Annotated in this window: 14 protein-coding genes; 1 reads left to right on the forward strand and 13 read right to left on the reverse strand. The window is 70.8% G+C overall.

The features are described from left to right. Positions 1-2: 2 nt before the first annotated feature. The 9 genes from F8M74_RS16725 to F8M74_RS16765 form a co-directional block, all read right to left on the reverse strand. On the reverse strand, positions 3-635 hold the full coding sequence (locus F8M74_RS16725) for a hypothetical protein (protein ID WP_141255187.1): 633 nt from the start codon (positions 633-635) through the stop codon (positions 3-5). Then, positions 632-1,198, reverse strand: a complete 567-nt coding sequence (gene pyrE, locus F8M74_RS16730; protein ID WP_141255186.1) for an orotate phosphoribosyltransferase — start codon at positions 1,196-1,198, stop codon at positions 632-634. Before pyrE ends, F8M74_RS16725 begins: the two co-directional genes overlap by 4 nt. Before the next feature lie 3 nt (positions 1,199-1,201). After that, a complete protein-coding gene (locus tag F8M74_RS16735) occupies positions 1,202-2,632 on the reverse strand; it encodes a ParB N-terminal domain-containing protein (RefSeq protein ID WP_228559636.1) in 1,431 nt (476 codons plus the stop codon). Positions 2,633-2,696: 64 nt separating this feature from the next. Next, positions 2,697-3,449: a bactofilin BacP gene (gene bacP / locus F8M74_RS16740; RefSeq protein ID WP_141255184.1), complete on the reverse strand. Its 753-nt coding sequence runs from the start codon at positions 3,447-3,449 to the stop codon at positions 2,697-2,699. Between the two features lie 3 nt (positions 3,450-3,452). Further along, complete coding sequence (bacO, locus tag F8M74_RS16745) at positions 3,453-3,833, reverse strand: bactofilin BacO (protein ID WP_011554629.1); 381 nt, start codon at positions 3,831-3,833, stop codon at positions 3,453-3,455. Further along, positions 3,830-4,171 (reverse strand): bactofilin BacN, encoded by a 342-nt coding sequence (gene bacN, locus F8M74_RS16750; protein WP_002636699.1) that lies wholly within the window; start codon positions 4,169-4,171, stop codon positions 3,830-3,832. The genes bacO and bacN overlap by 4 nt, the downstream gene beginning before the upstream one ends. Before the next feature lie 55 nt (positions 4,172-4,226). Next, positions 4,227-5,066 (reverse strand): alpha/beta hydrolase, encoded by an 840-nt coding sequence (locus F8M74_RS16755; RefSeq protein WP_141255183.1) that lies wholly within the window; start codon positions 5,064-5,066, stop codon positions 4,227-4,229. A gap of 12 nt (positions 5,067-5,078) precedes the next feature. Continuing rightward, positions 5,079-6,953, reverse strand: a complete 1,875-nt coding sequence (locus tag F8M74_RS16760) for a tetratricopeptide repeat protein (protein WP_141255182.1) — start codon at positions 6,951-6,953, stop codon at positions 5,079-5,081. A 43-nt stretch (positions 6,954-6,996) separates the two neighbouring features. Continuing rightward, complete coding sequence (locus F8M74_RS16765) at positions 6,997-9,507, reverse strand: ATP-binding protein (protein ID WP_141255181.1); 2,511 nt, start codon at positions 9,505-9,507, stop codon at positions 6,997-6,999. A gap of 485 nt (positions 9,508-9,992) precedes the next feature. Between F8M74_RS16765 and F8M74_RS16770 the strand changes: the two genes are divergently transcribed. Beyond that, on the forward strand, positions 9,993-11,585 hold the full coding sequence (locus F8M74_RS16770) for a hypothetical protein (RefSeq protein ID WP_141255180.1): 1,593 nt from the start codon (positions 9,993-9,995) through the stop codon (positions 11,583-11,585). Positions 11,586-11,594: 9 nt separating this feature from the next. On the opposite strand, the gene F8M74_RS16775 is transcribed toward F8M74_RS16770, so the two are convergent. Genes F8M74_RS16775 through F8M74_RS16790 form a run of 4 tightly spaced genes read right to left on the reverse strand, consistent with a single transcriptional unit; the run spans position 11,595 to position 15,374 of the window. Further along, positions 11,595-12,335 (reverse strand): TlyA family RNA methyltransferase, encoded by a 741-nt coding sequence (locus tag F8M74_RS16775; protein WP_090494263.1) that lies wholly within the window; start codon positions 12,333-12,335, stop codon positions 11,595-11,597. Further along, positions 12,332-14,083 (reverse strand): 1-deoxy-D-xylulose-5-phosphate synthase, encoded by a 1,752-nt coding sequence (locus F8M74_RS16780; protein ID WP_141255179.1) that lies wholly within the window; start codon positions 14,081-14,083, stop codon positions 12,332-12,334. The genes F8M74_RS16775 and F8M74_RS16780 overlap by 4 nt, the downstream gene beginning before the upstream one ends. Further along, positions 14,083-14,976: a polyprenyl synthetase family protein gene (locus tag F8M74_RS16785; protein ID WP_141255178.1), complete on the reverse strand. Its 894-nt coding sequence runs from the start codon at positions 14,974-14,976 to the stop codon at positions 14,083-14,085. The genes F8M74_RS16780 and F8M74_RS16785 overlap by 1 nt, the downstream gene beginning before the upstream one ends. Before the next feature lie 17 nt (positions 14,977-14,993). Further along, on the reverse strand, positions 14,994-15,374 hold the full coding sequence (locus tag F8M74_RS16790; protein ID WP_141255177.1) for a PleD family two-component system response regulator: 381 nt from the start codon (positions 15,372-15,374) through the stop codon (positions 14,994-14,996). Positions 15,375-15,440: the final 66 nt, after the last annotated feature.

The following is a 15,440-nucleotide window of genomic DNA, read 5'->3' on the forward strand; positions in this document are numbered from 1 at the left end:
CGCTACTGCGCGCTCACCTGCATGTCCGCCTTGCCCAACGACGAGGCCATGCGGAACGTCACCGTCTCCGTGCCGGGCGGAATGACGGGGCTCCCGTCGGACATCTGCGTGGGGAACTGAATCTCCCACCCCACCCAGAAAATCGACGTGTACGGGTAGTACGCCCGCGTCTGCATGTTCGCCCGGCCCAGCCGGCGGATGCGCGAGGGCGTCACCTCGCCAGCGGGCGTCACCAGCGCCAGGCGCCAGATGGAGTGCTTGTGGTCGAAGTCGGCGTAGACGAAGTCGTTGAAGTGCACGCCCAGGAAGAACTCGTGAGTCTGCGCGGCCTTCGCCTGCTCCTCGGCGAGCATCTGCTCCACCTTCACCGTGGGCAGTTGCTGGAAGGCGGCTTGGCGATGCACGCGCGCCTCGCGGAAGGACAGCGTCTGCAGCGTCACGCCCGCGAACACGCGCGTGTCGAAGCCGTCGTAGATTTCCTTCTGTCCCGTGTAGCGCGCGAGAATCTTCCGGTAGGAATGCTCCGCGTGCTCGTCCGGCAGCGACGGCGGCGGATCACTGATGGCGGTGGGCGGCGTGGTGACACAGCCCGCGAGCAGCCCCAGCAGCGCCGCGGTGATGAACGGACGCCTCACGGCATGAAGTCCTTGCGGGTGAAGAGCGTGTGGAGCCGGTGACCCGAGGCCTCCACGGCTTCACGCCCACCCTCCAACCGGTCCACCAGCGCGAAGGCGCCCAGCACCTTCAGGCCCTCCAACTGGGCCCGCTCGATGGCCTTCAGCGTGGAGGCTCCCGTCGTGACGACGTCCTCCACGATGGCCACCGCCGCGCCCTGCCCCAGCCCGCTCAGGCCTTCAATCCACTGGCCCGTGCCGTGCCCCTTGGGCTCCTTGCGCACGATGAAGGCCGCCAGCGGCGTGCCGGACAGGTAGCCGGTGAGGCTCACCGCGGACGCCAGCGGGTCGGCACCCAGCGTCAGCCCGCCCACGCCCACGGCTTCCGGGGCCTCGCGCCGGATGGCCTCCAGGAACAGCCGGCCAATGAGAAAGTGGCCCTCGGCCAGCAGCGCCGTGCGCTTGCAGTCGATGTAGAAGTCCGACTCCTTGCCGGACGAGAGCACCACGCGGCGCTGCTCGAAGGAGCGCTCGGTGAGCAGCTCCAACAGCCGGGCACGGTCGCGCACGAGTGGTTCGGCCATGGCCTACAGTCCCTCCAGATAGGTGACCAGCTCGGACGAGTAGCGGAGCTGCATCAGGAGCTCCGCCTTGCGCGACTCATCCAGCGCTGCGAACACGTCCGCCAGCAGCGAGAGGTCCTGATTGATGGCCCCGAGCCGCTGCGCCACTTCCTGCGCCAGCTCGTCAGCGTCAATCTCCTCTTCGACGCCCTCCGGCGCCAGCGTGTCCTCGGTGGCGAGCGCCTTCTCCAGCATGTCGCGAACGGCAGCGCTCAAGCGCCCCTGCGCCTCGAGCTCGTCGCGCTTCGCCTCCAGGACTTCCGGGCCCACCGGCGTGGCGTGAATCGCCTCCGCCAGCGACATCACCAGCGCGTCCTCGTCCGAGAGCCGCAGGTGGACCCGCGCCTGCACGGCGTCCCGCTTGAGGAAGCGCAGCGCCGCGACCCGCCGGAAGCCGCAGACCAGTTGGTAGCGGTCTTCCCCCGCCGGGCGGACGTCCACCGGGAACAACTGCCCCAGCCGCGCGATGTCCGTGGCCAGCCCCGACACGTCGCCTTCCGGGCGGAGCTTGAACGCGCTTTCGTCCTGCAGCTTCTCCAGCGGCAGGAGCACCGTCGTCACCCGGCCCGAAAGCCGCTGCTCGGGTTCGGGGAGGACGTCCTCCTGCGACTCCTCGTCAGAGTCGCTGGCTTTCTCCCCGTCGGCCTCACCCGTCCAGAACGCGCCTTGGGGGCGCTCGTCCAGCCCGGGCGTGGCACGGGCCTCGCCGTCGGAGGGGGACTGCTCGGCGCGCGCCTCCGCGTTGGCGACGGACCCGCCTCCTGATTCGATTCCGTCCTGCCCGTGGGACTCACTCACGGCCTGGTGCTCGCCCTGCGCATGAGACGCATCCTTGGCATGTGGCTCCGCCTGACCGTGGGACGTGGTGCCCTCGGCCTGAAGTCCACCTTCCTGCGAACCTGTCTGGTCCTTCGAACCTTCGCTCCCGGAGGCGTCCGCGGAGCCCGGCGATTCCCCGCCCGCGCCGTGCGGCCGTGCGCCCTCGCCCTGTGTGTCGCCACTGGCCTGGGACGCTTCCTGAGAAGAAGGCGTTCCATCAACGGGAGGCTCACCGCCCTGCCCCTGCGCGGAGCCGGCGTTCTGGGGCTCGCCCTGTTCCGAAGGCGTATCCTCGGCGCACTGCGCAACGCCCTGCTCGGAAGGCTTGCCCTCGGCTCGCTGCTCCGAACCTTCGGCGGGTGGCGTGCCCTCGGCTCGGTGCTCACCACCGGACTCCGGTGACGCGTCCTCGCGCTTGTGCTCGCCCTGCGGCTCCGAGGAGCCCCCCGAAGCGTGCGGCTCGGTGCTCACGGCACCGCCCTGGCCGCCGTCCTGCACGGACGACGCCTGCGAGCCACCTTCGGGCCCAGCACCCGCCGTCCCATCCTGTCCATCAACCCTGTGCTCGGCGTCCATGGTGGCACCCCTGATAAGCCCACGCGCCCGCACCGCCAACGACTGACGGCGCGGGCGGTGCGCGCTAGCGGGTCTTCTTCTTCACCACGACCTTCTTCTTCGCGCCAGCACCCACCAGGACTGGCGTTGGCGGCTCGGCAGCGCCCGCCTGCTCAGCCTGCGGCTCCGCCCGCTCCACGCGGGTCGGCGGAGGCGGCGGCAGCGGCTTGCTTCCCAGGCCACCCAACCCTGGACGGGTGATAGGCGCCGAGGGGCGCGTCACCGCGGGAGGCGCCGAGGGGCGCGCGGGCGGAGGAGGAGGCGTGGGCCGCGACGGCGGCGGAGGAGGAGGCATGGGCCGCGACGGCGGCGGAGGAGGCGTGGGCCGTGCGACCGGAATCGTCGGACGCGCGGGCGTTGCCGTGGGACGGCTCACCGCCGTGGGACGGACCACCGCGGGGCGCTCGGCCGGCAGACGTCCCGGCTCCACGTCACCCATGTCCACGCGGCCACGGAAGCTGGCCCCGTCGACGATGATGACGCGCGGAGCGCGGATGTCGCCCACCATGCGGCCTTCGCGGGTGAGTTCCACGCTCTCGGTGGCGTTGATGTTGCCCACCACCACGCCGCTGACGATGGCGTTCTTCACCGCCACGTTGGCCTTCACCACGCCCGAGGGCTCTACGATGAGGGTGCGGCTGAGCGTCAGCTCACCCTCGACGCGCCCTCGGACCGTGAGGTCCTCGTCGCCCGTCAACCGGCCGCTGATGAGGATGGAAGGCCCCACCACGGTGTTGTCGACGTTGCTGCTCGCTGAGAGCTCCTTCGCGGTGGCCACGAATCAGCGCTCCTTCATGTCCATGTCGACGTTGCCCTTGAAGGAGGCACCGTCGGCGATGAGGATTCGAGGCGCCTTGATGTCTCCCACCACGCGGCAGTCCGTCTTCAGCTCCACCTTGTCGCTGGCGACGATGTTGCCCGTGACGCGGCCGGCAATCTCCACGTTCTGCGTCTCGATGTCTGCCTCGACGACGCCGCTGCCCTCCACGTAGAGGCTTTCCTTGAGGGAAATCTTCCCCTTCACGGTGCCCTGGATGACCAGGTCCTCGTCGCCGGAGATTTCCCCGTCGATGACGATGCTCGAGCCAATGACCGTATTCGCCATGAGTGTTGTCCGCCTCTCGAAAGGTGTGTGCCGTGCCGTGCGCGGCGTGAAGCTCAAATGTCGTCAGGAAGCCGTACGTCCATCTCGATGGAGCCGTTGAACACAGCCCCGTCCTCGATGACGACGCGAGGTGCCTTGATGTCGCCGGCCACCTTGGCCGAGGCGTTGATGGCCACGCGCGACGAGGCGTCGATGTTACCGCTGGCCTCGCCGTTGATGGTCAACTCCTCGGCGCGGATGTCCGCCTGCACCTTGCCGGTGCTCTCGATGGTGAGGTGGTTCTTCAGGGCAATCTGCCCTTCCACGCGTCCCTCGATCACCAGGTCCCCACCTCCCGTGAGGTTGCCCTTGATGACGATGCCCTTGCCGATGATGCCCGTTTCACCCGTTGCCATGCGGTGACCTCACCCAGCGCCAGCTCCTCCCTAGGAGCCGGGCGACCTGATTATGTCAGAGATGCGCGGAGATCCAGCCGGAGATATCCCGGAACACCTCCGCACGGCCCACCTCGTTGAGCGGCTCATGCCGCATTCCGGGGTACTCCTTGAACTTCTTGTCCGGCGACCCCGCCCGCTCGAAGTACTCCCGCGCCGCCGCCGGAGCGGCCACCCCATCCTCCGCGCCACACAGGACGAACAGCGGCACTTGAATCTTCGGCGCCAGCCGTACGGCCTCGCCCTGCGCCCGGGTGGATTCGACGAACCACCGTGGCGTGGCGATGGCCTGGTGGAGCGGGTCCTCCCGGGTGGCCCGCTGCACGTCGGTGTCACGGGTGAGGTCCTCCACCTTCAGCCCGGAGGAGATGCTCAGCCATGGCACCAGCTTGCCCGCCGCGCGCGCGGCCATCAGCTTCGAGGCCGGAGGGGTGATGGCCAGCTTGAGGTACGGCGCCGACAGCACCATCCCCGTCAACCCCTCCACCTGCCGGCTGGAAGCCCACGTCGCCGACATCAGGCCGCCGTGGCTGTGCGCCAGCATGAAGGCCTTCTTGCCCTCCGACACCGCGCGCACCCGCGCCCAGAAAACCTCCAGGTCCTCCAGGTAGTCCGGCCACTTCTCGCAGTAGGCCCGGCGCCCGTCGGCCTTGCCATGGCCCCGGTAGTCGAAGCCGTGGACCGCGAAGCCGTCCGCCAGCAGTGCGTCCGTCACGAAGCCATAGCGCCCGAAGTGGTCACCATACCCGTGCACCACCGCGACATGCGCGCGGGGCTCGGCGTCTGGAAGGATGGACTTCCAGTACAGTCGTGTCCCGTCCCTGCCGGGAAAGAAGCCCTCGTCGCTACGCGCCATAGGCCCACCAACTTAGCGGTCTGGCGCACGCGTGGGTAGCGCATTGAGCTTGCGCTCCAACGCGGCGCGCTGGCCGGGGGGCTCGGCGGACTCGGGGTCCAGCGTCAGCACTTCCAGGGCGCGCCGCCAGACCGCCGCGGCGTCGTCCGTCCTCGCCACCCGCTGATAGGCGTCTCCCAGGTGTTCGAGGATGACGGGCTCATCCGGGGCCAGCGTGGAGGCCCGCTCCAGCGCGTCCACGGCCCGGGCGTAGTCCCCTCGCCGGAAATACACCCAGCCCAGCGAATCCAGGTAGGCCCCGGTGTCCGGCCGCAGCTCCAGGGCCCGCCGCACGCGCCGCTCGGCCTCGTCCAGGTTCTGCCCCGCTTGCGCCAGCAGGTAGCCCAGGAAGTTCAGCGCGGCGGCGTGGTCCGGTGACACAGCCAGCACCGCCCGCATGCGGGCCAGCGCGCCCGTCACGTCGCCCTGCCGCTCATGGGCCGCGCCCAGCACGTACAGCAGGTCTTCGTCCCGGGGAAAGCGGGCCACCGCCTCGCGAAGCAGTGTCAGTGCTTCGCGCCCCCGGCCCTGCCGGTGGAGTGTGGCGGCCAGGGCGTCATACAGCGCCGCGGAGGGACCGGCGGACAGGCCCTCGCGAAGGAGCAGCTCGGCGCGGTTCGGCGTGCCGCCGCGCTCCAGCGCCCGGGCGAACTGCATCCGGACTTCCACGTCCTCTGGCGACTCCTGCATCGCGGCCCGGAAGAGCGTGAGGGCCCGGGAGTGCTCGCCCAGGAGCGACAGGCTGCGGGCCCGGCGCAGGCGCGCGTCGGCGTAGACATCCGCCTCAGCGGGCACACCAGCGAAGGCCTCCGCCGCGTCGGCGAAGCGGCGCATCCGCTCATGGACGAGCCCCGCGTAGTAGGCCAGCCGAGGGTCCGCATGGTCCCCCCGGCGCGCCGCTTCCAGCACCTCCGCGGCCGCCCTGGGCTCGCGCGCGGCGAGGTAGCTGAAGGCCACCCGTACCGGCATCTCCGGCTCGGAGGAGAGGGACAACAGCCGGTCGAAGTACGCCCGCGCCCGGACGGCGGAGCCCGCCTTCAGCGCCGCGCGTCCGGCGCCCAGCAGCACCTCCCGGCTGTCCGGGTCCCGCTCCAGCGCCCGAGCCAGGGACTCCTCCGCCTGCACGGGCCGGCCGGTGTCTTCGTACAGTTGCGCCAGCGCCGTCAGCACCTCCACGTCACCCGGGGCCCGGGTGGCGGCCTCTACCAACAGGCGCTCGGCGCGCGCGGAGTCGCCCCGCTCCGCCAGCGCCAACCCCAGGCGCTGGTACCCCGAGGCCTCCCCCGGCAGCGCCAACGCCAGCGCGTCCACCACCTTCACCGCTTCGTCCGGGGCACCCATCTCCAGATGGAGCTGGGTCAGGACAAGATACGCCTCCGGCTCGCGAGGCTTGAGGGTCACCGCGCGCCGCAGGTGCAGGCGGGCCCGGGCGAACCGCTTCGACTCCGTGAGAACGCGGCCCAGGAGCACGTGCGCGGGGTAGTAGGCGGGGGCGCGCAGCACGGCCCGGCGCAGCTCGCGCTCCGCGCGCGTCAAATCGCCCAGACGGGCGTACTCCTCCCCCAGCCGGGTGAGCAGCAGCGGGTTCCCATCATCCGTGGCCAGGGCGAGCCGCAGCGCGTCCACCGCGCCCCGGTGGTCCCCGGCATGGTGCTTCAGCCGAGACTGGAGGTAGTTCGTGTAGCTGGCGGAGGAAGCGTAGCGGCCTTCGTCCGTGGCGCCCGCGTCGATGGCCTCCCGCATGGCCTCCGGGTCCACGCGCGGCCGCCGTGACGGGGCGGCCGCGGACACACCCGGCGCCACGAGGACGGCCAGCAGGGCGGACACGAGGAGGCGAGAGGGGCGCACGCGAGCATGAGTCTAGCGTGAGCCCGTCCCGCGCGCAGTCGCCTCAGCTCTCTTCGGGGGCCGGCGCGCCCAGTTTCTCCAGCAGCTTCTCGACCGAGTCGCTGTCCTGGCTCACATCCGCCACCGCCGACCGGTACTCCGTGTCCGTCGCCTTCTCCACATCCGGCAACATGCGGCTGATGACGGCGCGCGCCGCCTCCGCCTGGCACTCCGGCAGGACGACGGCGAACACACCTCCGCCCAGGTGGGAGATGGCATCCGGGTGGCGCACCCGCTTGCGCATGACATCGGCGATGTTGGACGGCACCGGCTCCACCGGCCGGTCGGGCCGGAGCACGGCGAGGCTGAGCGCGCGGTGGTAACGCCGGCTGCGCGCCACCTCCTGCTCCAACCGCAGCAGCAGCCCGCGCCGGTCGTGCAGGCCCGTGGCGGGGTCGCTGCCGGTGCGCCGCTGCAAGGCGCTGGTCTTCTCCTTCTCCTGCTGCTCGCGCTCACCCTGGCGCAGCTTGAGGGCGCGCTCGGTGCGATTGAGGAGCTCCACCGCGTTGAACGGCTTGCTCATGTAGTCCACCGCGCCCAGGTTGAGCGAGCGGACCTTCTCCGCCACGCCCTGGTGGGCGGACAGAAGGATGACGGGGATGCGCGCAGTGTCCGTCGAGGACTTGAGCGCCATGGCCGCGTCCAGGCCGTCCAGCTTGGGCAGGAACACGTCCATGACCACCAGGTCCGGCCGCTGGGCCTTCGCCCGGGCCAGGCCCTCCGCGCCGTCGCGCGCCACCTCCACGCGGTACTTGGAGCGCAGCACCTCCGACAGCACCGCGGCGATCTCCGGCTCGTCCTCCACCACCAGCACGCGCGGCTGCTCCTGCGGCGTGGGCGCGGCGGCGGGCGGCGGGCGCGGGTTGCGCGGCGCTTCCTGCGCCAGCGGCAGCGTGAAGACGAAGATGCAGCCGGTGTCCGGCGGGCTCTCCGCCCAGATTTCACCGCCGTGCAGCTCCACGAACTCCTTGCAGATGGCCAGCCCCAGGCCGGTCCCGCCCTTGCCGCCGTGGCGGTAGCGGTCGAAGACGAGGTGCAGCTCGTCCGGCGGAATGCCCACGCCGTCGTCCTGCACGCACACCTTGGCGGCGTCTCCATCGGGACGCCCCAGCCGCTGGGTGCTCACCACCACCTCGCCGTCCTGGCGCGCGTGGTGGATGGCGTTGGTGATGAGGTTCTGCAGCACCTCATGCAGCTTCACCTCGTCACCGATGAGCATCAGGCTGTCCGGACAGTCGGCGCGCAGCGACACGCCCCGGTCCGCGGCGAGAATCTCCAGTTCGTTGACGGCGTCGCGGCACAGCTGCGCCACGTCCAGGACGCGGGGCTCGATGGACAACCGCGCGGCCTCGCCCTTGCCCTTCTCCAGCAGCGACTCCACCAGGCCGAGGATCTTCTTGCCCTGGCGGATCATCGCCTCGGAGGACTGGCGCTGTTGTGGCTCCAGCGGCCCTTCCTGCAACAGCCGGCCGTGCCCCAGGAGCACCTGGAGCGGCGCGCGCAGGTCATGGCTGCACACCGCGATGATTTCGTCCTTGAGCCGGTTGAGCTCCTTCAGCCGGCGGTTGGCCTCGTTCAGCTCCTGATAGCGCTGGACGTAGGCCTCCTCCAGGTCCTCGCGCTTCTTCTTCACCGCGGTGTGCAGGCGCGCGTTGCGGATGGAGTTGGCCAGCACGCCGGCCACCGCCTGGGCGAACTCCTGCTCGTCCCGGCCGAACGACGCGTCAGCGCGCGATACCCGTAGGAACAGCGCCCCCAGCAGGTCGCCCTGACAGATGAGGGGCTGCACCAGGATGGACTTCACGCCCAGCGGCAGGATGTTGGTGCGGACCTCCGCCATCAGCGGGTCGCGCTGCGCCTCCTCGATGACCACCGACTCCCGCGTCTCCAGCGCGCGGCGCAGCTCCGGGTAGCGCATCACCTCGATGTCCAACTGGACGAGGCTCGGGTCCTCCTGCGTGGCCACCACCTTCGCGGTGCGGGCATGGCTGCCCTCCACCAGCACCACGGAGCAACGGTCCGTCCCGGTGACACGGCCGACCTTGTCCACGGCGATGCGGAGTATCTCCTCCAACTCGAGCGAACTGGTGGCCGCCTGGGTGATTTCCAGCAGCATCCCCATGCGCAGGCGGATCCGCTCTTCCCGGTCACGCAGCCGGCCTGCGCGCAGGGCGGCCTCCAGACGGGGCACCACCTCGTCGGCGCTGCGGATCCAATCGTCCACCGCCAGCCGCTTGAAAGCTTCCGCCGAGCGCGCGCGGCCCAGGTCCACCAGCACCGGCAGGCGCTGGAGCCGGTCCACCTTGCGCAGCGACTCCAGCATCTCCGCGGCCCGCTTCGCCGTCACCGCCAGCAGGACGACCTCTGGCTGCAACGTGTCCGCGACCTGGGCCAGGCCGCTCTCCTTCTCCGCCGACGCACACTGGTAGCCGCTCGATGTGAGCCGCTCCATGAGCGCATCGCCCGCCTCTTTGGCGGCCACCACCAGCACGCGTCCCCGCTGATCAGCCTGCATCTCGACTCTCACGGTGAACCCCAGCCCCGGCGACATGGCGCCCGGTAGAGAGGCTGCAAAAACCCGCTGCGTGCGAAAGAGTTCATGGTTCGGATCCCGATCATGCCGCTGAACACGCCCTGGAGCCAGAACGGCCGGCATGGGTGGGAGGATGTGGCCACGTCGGTCCCCGCCGCCCCCAAGCCCTCCGGGAGCCGAGCGTACACGATGGACGTCACTTCCCTATCACCCGCGGACCGCGCACGGCCGCCCGCCCTGCCTACCGCCCATCAGGCGCCAGTGGTGCTGCACATGCAACTTCCTGGCGCTTCCGTGGCGCTGTGACGCCGCCCACCGCACTGGGTCCCAACGGCGCGGGCGGAACTACCACAGCCCGCGGACCTTGGGGGACGTTCCGCACCCAGGTGGGAGAGAGTCGGTTCGGGCCCGCCCGACAAGCGGGCCTAGATGCCTGGGACGCCGCGTACCGGCTAGAGTCGGGCGCCATGGCCCACCCCTCCCTGACGCGGCGCGCGCGGCGCTCCGCCCTCATCGTCGCCGGCAGCCTGGCCGCCGCCTGTGGCGGCAGTGAACCGCCCCCTCCCACGCCGGATCCCCCTCAGGTCGCCCTGACGGTGCCCGCGGGCATCATCTCCGACGACAAGCTCCAGGTCATCGTCACGGTGTCCGGCTGCGAGGGCGGCTCGACGCTCAACGTCAATGACCGGGAGACCCTGCTCCGGACCTTCCCGCACAGCGGCGGCACCATGACGCTGACGCTGGAGCGCAACGACATTCCCTACGCCACGGCGGGCCTGGCCGCGAACCTGTCGTTGAACGCCGTGGCCACGTGCTCCGACGGGCGTACGAATCGCTCGCAGCCCGCCCCTGTCTCCTACTTCCCGGTGCAGCGCCGCATCGTGGAGCCGCAGAACGCCGGACAAGTCGTCACCGACCACTTCGTCATCGACGGCACCAGCGCCAACCCGACCTTCGTGGGCTGCGGCGTCCCGCCGACGGAGATTTCCACGCTGTACCGCGTGAACCTCAGCGGCAAGGTGACGGGCACTGTCGGGATGCCCATCGCCTGCACCCCCGAGACGGTCATCACCGAGCGCAACCCCGCCAGCGGCAAGCGCTGGGTGTGGACCCCGAACGTGGGCGCCTTCGCCGTGGACGCCGACCTGCGCATCACCGCGCGCACGACGACGGACATTGGCCCCACGCAGCTCACCGTGCTGCCGGGCGGTGACGCCATCATCGTCAACCGCATCGACGAGGTGCGCCGGCTCTCCCACAACCCCAACGGCACGTCGGAGAGCGTGGCCGAGGTCAAGTGGCTCTACGCGCCCACGACGCTGGAGAGCGTCATCGCTCCGCCCCTGGTTCGCGCGGACGGGATGATTCTCATCGCCTCACTGGGCGCGGGCCCGGATGCTTCGCGCACGGACGTCACCGTCACCGAGCTCGAAGCGGACCAGCCATCGACGGTCGCGGAAGCCCGGGCCGCGTACAAGCTGCGGACCTTCGCGCGCAACGAGCGCCTCCCCCTGGGCGCTTTCGACGACACTGGCAACACGCTCTTCCTGGGCCTCCAGCTCGGCTCGGAGCAGTCGCAGGTCATCGCGTGCGCCGCGAACCAGGACGAGTGCGAGGGCACTCGGCTCCAGTGGACCAGCCCCGCGCTCCCGGTGCCGCTGGCGCACATCCTCTATCACCCGGGCGCCTCGCGCCTCGTCGCGGTGGGCCAGCAGCGCGTGTGGTTCCTCGACGCGTCGGGGCAGATTCGCAACCGGGACAACCGCTCCATCGACGCGAATGGCGCGCTGAACGTGCTCCAGGTGCTACGCCGGCCGGGGTCGCCGGAGCTCTTCCTACTCAACGCGCCGGCCCGCGGACTGGATGGCGCGCCGACGCTGCCCAACGAAATCGTCGCCGTGGACCAGACGTCCGGCGGCGAGGCCCGCGAGCTGTTCCGCCACCAGGTGGTCGGCAGCCTGGGCGGTGCGATCGACCCGGAAGGCCGGCTGTGGATCCGCACTGGCTTCGACGTGGTGCAGACGCTGCCTCTGTCCGACTACCGCCGCTACCGGCCGTAGCGCGCGGACTCAGGGCCTGCTGGCGACGAGGAGTGCCTCCACGTTGCCAGCGGGCCCGGGCACCGTGGAGTCCATCAACCCGAGCACCTCCAGGCCCTGCTCGCGGACGAACGCCGTCACCGTGTCGATGGCGTCCTGCCTGGCAGCGACATCCCGCACCACGCCGCCCTTCCCTACCCGGTCCGGCCCCACCTCGAACTGGGGCTTCACCAGCGCGACCAACAGCCCGCCCGGCTCCAGGTACGTCAGCACCGACGGCAGCACCTGCGTGAGGGAGATGAAGCTCACGTCGATGACGACCACGCCGACCTTCTCTGGCAGGTCCTCTTCCGTGAGGTAGCGCGCGTTGACGCGCTCGCGCGAGCGCACCCGCGGGTCCGTGCGCAGCTTCTCGTGGAGCTGCCCGTAGCCCACGTCAATCGCGTGGACGCGCGTGGCGCCGTGCTGGAGCAGGCAATCCGTGAAGCCGCCGGTGCTCGCGCCGATGTCCGCGGCCACCTTGCCTCGAACGTCGAGCCCGAAGCGGTCGATGGCGCCCTTCAGCTTCAGGCCGCCGCGCGACACGTAGGGAAGCACTTCGCCCTTGAGGCGCAGCTCCGCCTCCTGCGGAATCAGCGTGCCGGGCTTGTCCACGCGCTGGTCGCCCACCACCACCTGGCCGGCCAGGATGAGCGCCTGGGCCTTGGTGCGCGACTCGGCCAGTCCGCGCTCCACCACCAGCACGTCCAACCGCTCCTTGCGAGGCTTCACCGTCCGCCCCCTGCCAGCAGCGCCAGGCCCGCGCGCCGCAGGCCCGCCGCATCCAGCCCCTGCTCCGCGCGCTGAACCCGCGCGTCCCCATGGGGAACGAACGCATCGGGCATGCCCATCAACCGGACGCGGGCCATCAGCCCGTGCGCCGCGAAGAGCTCCAGCACCGCGCTGCCCAGCCCACCGCGCGTGGTGCCCTCCTCGGCCACCACGACATGACCGGACCGGCCGGCCTCCAGCAAGGCGGCCTCATCCAGAGGTGAAGCGCAGCGCGCATCCAGCACGCTCCAGCCGGGCTCGCCCCGCGCGGCCTCCAGCGCGGCGATGCCCAGAGGTCCCAACGTCACCAGCGTCAGCCGGGGTTGCTCCGCGCGAAGCAGCCAGCGAGCCCCCCGCAGCGGCACCTCGCCCGCGCCCAGTCCTTCGGGCAGGGGCGGCAGCGTGCCGCGTGGGAAGCGGATGACGGAGGCGTGCGGCGCCGCCAGGGCGGTGTCCAGCATGGGCGCCAGGTCCTCCCCCACCATGGGCGACCACAGGTGCAGGTCCGGCAGCGGGCGCAGGGACGCCACGTCGTAGGTGCCCTGGTGCGTCGCCCCATCCGCGCCCACCAACCCCGCGCGGTCCACGGCGAAGACGACGGGCAGGCCCGGCAGGCACACGTCGTGGATGATCTGGTCGTACGCGCGCTGGAGGAAGGTCGAATAGATGCAGCACACCGGCCGCGCGCCGGCCGAGGCCAGCCCCGCGCTGAAGGTGACGGCGTGCTGTTCCGCGATGCCCACGTCGTACACCCGGTCCGGGAAGCGCGCCTTGAGCGCGTTGAGCGCCGAGCCCTCCAACATCGCGGGCGTCACCGCCACCACCCGTGGGTCCCGGGCCATGGCGTCCTCCAGCACCGCCGCGAAGGCCTCGCTGAAGGTCCGCTGGCCACCGCGCGAGCGCACCAGCTTGCCGTCCCGCCACTCATACGGGCCCATGGCATGTCCACGCGTCTGCGTGTCGGCCTCCGCTGGCGGAAAGCCCTTCCCCTTCAGCGTCAGCGCGTGCACCACCACCGGCCGCGACGAGGCACGGGCCTCGCGCAGCGCGCGAATCAGGGCAGGCAGGTCGTGCCCATCCACCGGGCCCAGGTAGGTGAAGCCCAGGCCTTCGAAGAAGTCGCGCGCCTCGCGAGTGCGCAGCAGCGCGGGGATGGCACCCACGTTGGCGCTGATGGACATCTGGTTGTCGTTGAGGACCACGACCAACGGCAGGGGGCTTCCCCCCGCGTTGTTGAGCCCCTCAAATGTAAGGCCCCCCGTGAGGCCGCCGTCGCCCAACACCGCCACCACGTGGCCCCGGTGCCCCTGCTGCCGCCGGCCCTCCAGCACGCCCAGCGCCGCGGACACCGCCGTGCATGAATGCCCCGCAAGCAGCGCGTCGTGAGGACTCTCCCGCGGGTCCAGGAACGGCGCGATGCCGTCCGCGTGCCGCAGCGTGTGCATGCGGTCACGCCGCCCCGTGAGGAGCTTGTGCGCGTACGTCTGGTGCCCCACGTCGAACAGCAGCGCGTCTTGGGGCGAATGGAACACGCGGTGCAGCGCGACGATGAGCTCCACCGCGCCCAGGGAGGCCCCCAGGTGGCCCCCCACGCGGCCGCAGATGGAGATGATGTCCTCGCGCAGTTCCTGGCACAGGCGCGGCAGTGCCTCCTCGGGAAGTGCGCGGACGTCCGAGGGCGAGCCGATGCGTGACAGCAACTCCGACATTAGGACTTCCGCTCCACGGTGTAGCGCGCCAACGCCGCCAGTGGCCCGTCCTCGCCCTCCAGGGGGCGTACGGCCGCGATGGCTTCGGCCACCTTCTGGTCCGCCAGCTTCCGCGACGCATCCAGGCCCACCACCGCCGGGAAGGTGAAGCGCCCGGCCGCGGCGTCCGCGCCCGCGGGCTTGCCCAACTCCGCCGCCGTGGCCGTCACGTCCAGCACGTCATCGGCAATCTGGAAGGCCAGCCCCACCGCGTCGCCGTAGGTGTCCGCGCGCGCCAATGCGTCCGCGTCTCCACCGCTGGCCAGCACGCCCATGCGGCACGCGGCCCGGATGAGGGCGCCCGTCTTCATGCGGTGCAGCCGGATGAGGTAGTCCAGCGCGGACGGCCGGTCCTCGGCGGTGTCCAGCACCTGCCCGCCCACCATGCCCGCCGCGCCCGCGGCCACCGCCAGCTCCCGGCACAGCGCGGCGCGCATGCTCTCGGGCCCACTGGCCACCAGCGTGAAGGCCTCCGTCAACAGCGCGTCACCCGCGAGGATGGCCATGGCCTCACCGTACACCTTGTGGTTGGTGAGCCGGCCCCGGCGGTAGTCGTCGTTGTCCATCGCCGGCAGGTCGTCATGCACCAGCGAGTACGTGTGCACGTACTCCAGCGCGCACGCCGCGTCACCCGCCACCGCCGACACGGCGCTTCCGCGCGCCACGAGGTCCGCGAAGGCCAGGCAGAGCACCGGGCGCAGGCGCTTACCGCCGGCCAGCAGGGAGTAGCGCATGGCCTCCGCGAGCTGCGGCGGCGTCCCGGAAGGCCCGAGCCGCGCCACGCGCTCGTTCAGCAGGGCCTCGACGCGCGCCTGCTGAGCGGCCAAGAAGGAATTCAGTTGAAACGTTGCCACGAGCGTCCGTGCTCCTCTTATGGAATCTGCGCGGGCACAAGCTCGCGAATGCGGCTGACGAGCTTGTCCATGTCCAGCGGCTTGACGAAGTAGTCCGCGGCGCCCACCGTCATGCCGTGCCGCTTGTCCTCGGGATCCCCGCGGCCACTGATAAAGATGACGGGGATGTCCCGGAACTGCTCGTTCTTCTTCACCGCCCGGCACAGCTCGAAGCCGTCAATCCAGGACATGTTCACGTCCAAGAGGATGGCATGCGGCCGGTGCAGTTGGAGCGACGCGATGAGCCGCAGGCCGTTGGCCGCCATGGTGACGGCAAAGCCCTCGTCCTCCAGGGCCGCCGCCAGCAGCTCCCGCGTGTCGCGGTCATCATCGACAATGGTGATTTTCGGCTTCGACATGCCGGAATGGACGCGCCCGAGCACCTAGAACGGGACGTCATCCTCCGGGGGCGGGCGGGGAGCTGT

This window comes from Myxococcus sp. CA023 (assembly GCF_010998615.1).
GTDB lineage: Bacteria > Myxococcota > Myxococcia > Myxococcales > Myxococcaceae > Myxococcus.

Coding starts and splice junctions, on each gene's coding strand:
- F8M74_RS16780 (WP_141255179.1), bottom strand. CDS start 14,083: ATGTCGGAGTTGCTGTCACGCATCGGCTCGCCCTCGGACGTCCGCGCA.
- F8M74_RS16765 (WP_141255181.1), bottom strand. CDS start 9,507: ATGCAGGCTGATCAGCGGGGACGCGTGCTGGTGGTGGCCGCCAAAGAG.
- F8M74_RS16790 (WP_141255177.1), bottom strand. CDS start 15,374: ATGTCGAAGCCGAAAATCACCATTGTCGATGATGACCGCGACACGCGG.
- bacN (WP_002636699.1), bottom strand. CDS start 4,171: ATGGCAACGGGTGAAACGGGCATCATCGGCAAGGGCATCGTCATCAAG.
- pyrE (WP_141255186.1), bottom strand. CDS start 1,198: ATGGCCGAACCACTCGTGCGCGACCGTGCCCGGCTGTTGGAGCTGCTC.
- F8M74_RS16735 (WP_228559636.1), bottom strand. CDS start 2,632: ATGGACGCCGAGCACAGGGTTGATGGACAGGATGGGACGGCGGGTGCT.
- F8M74_RS16770 (WP_141255180.1), top strand. CDS start 9,993: ATGGCCCACCCCTCCCTGACGCGGCGCGCGCGGCGCTCCGCCCTCATC.
- F8M74_RS16755 (WP_141255183.1), bottom strand. CDS start 5,066: ATGGCGCGTAGCGACGAGGGCTTCTTTCCCGGCAGGGACGGGACACGA.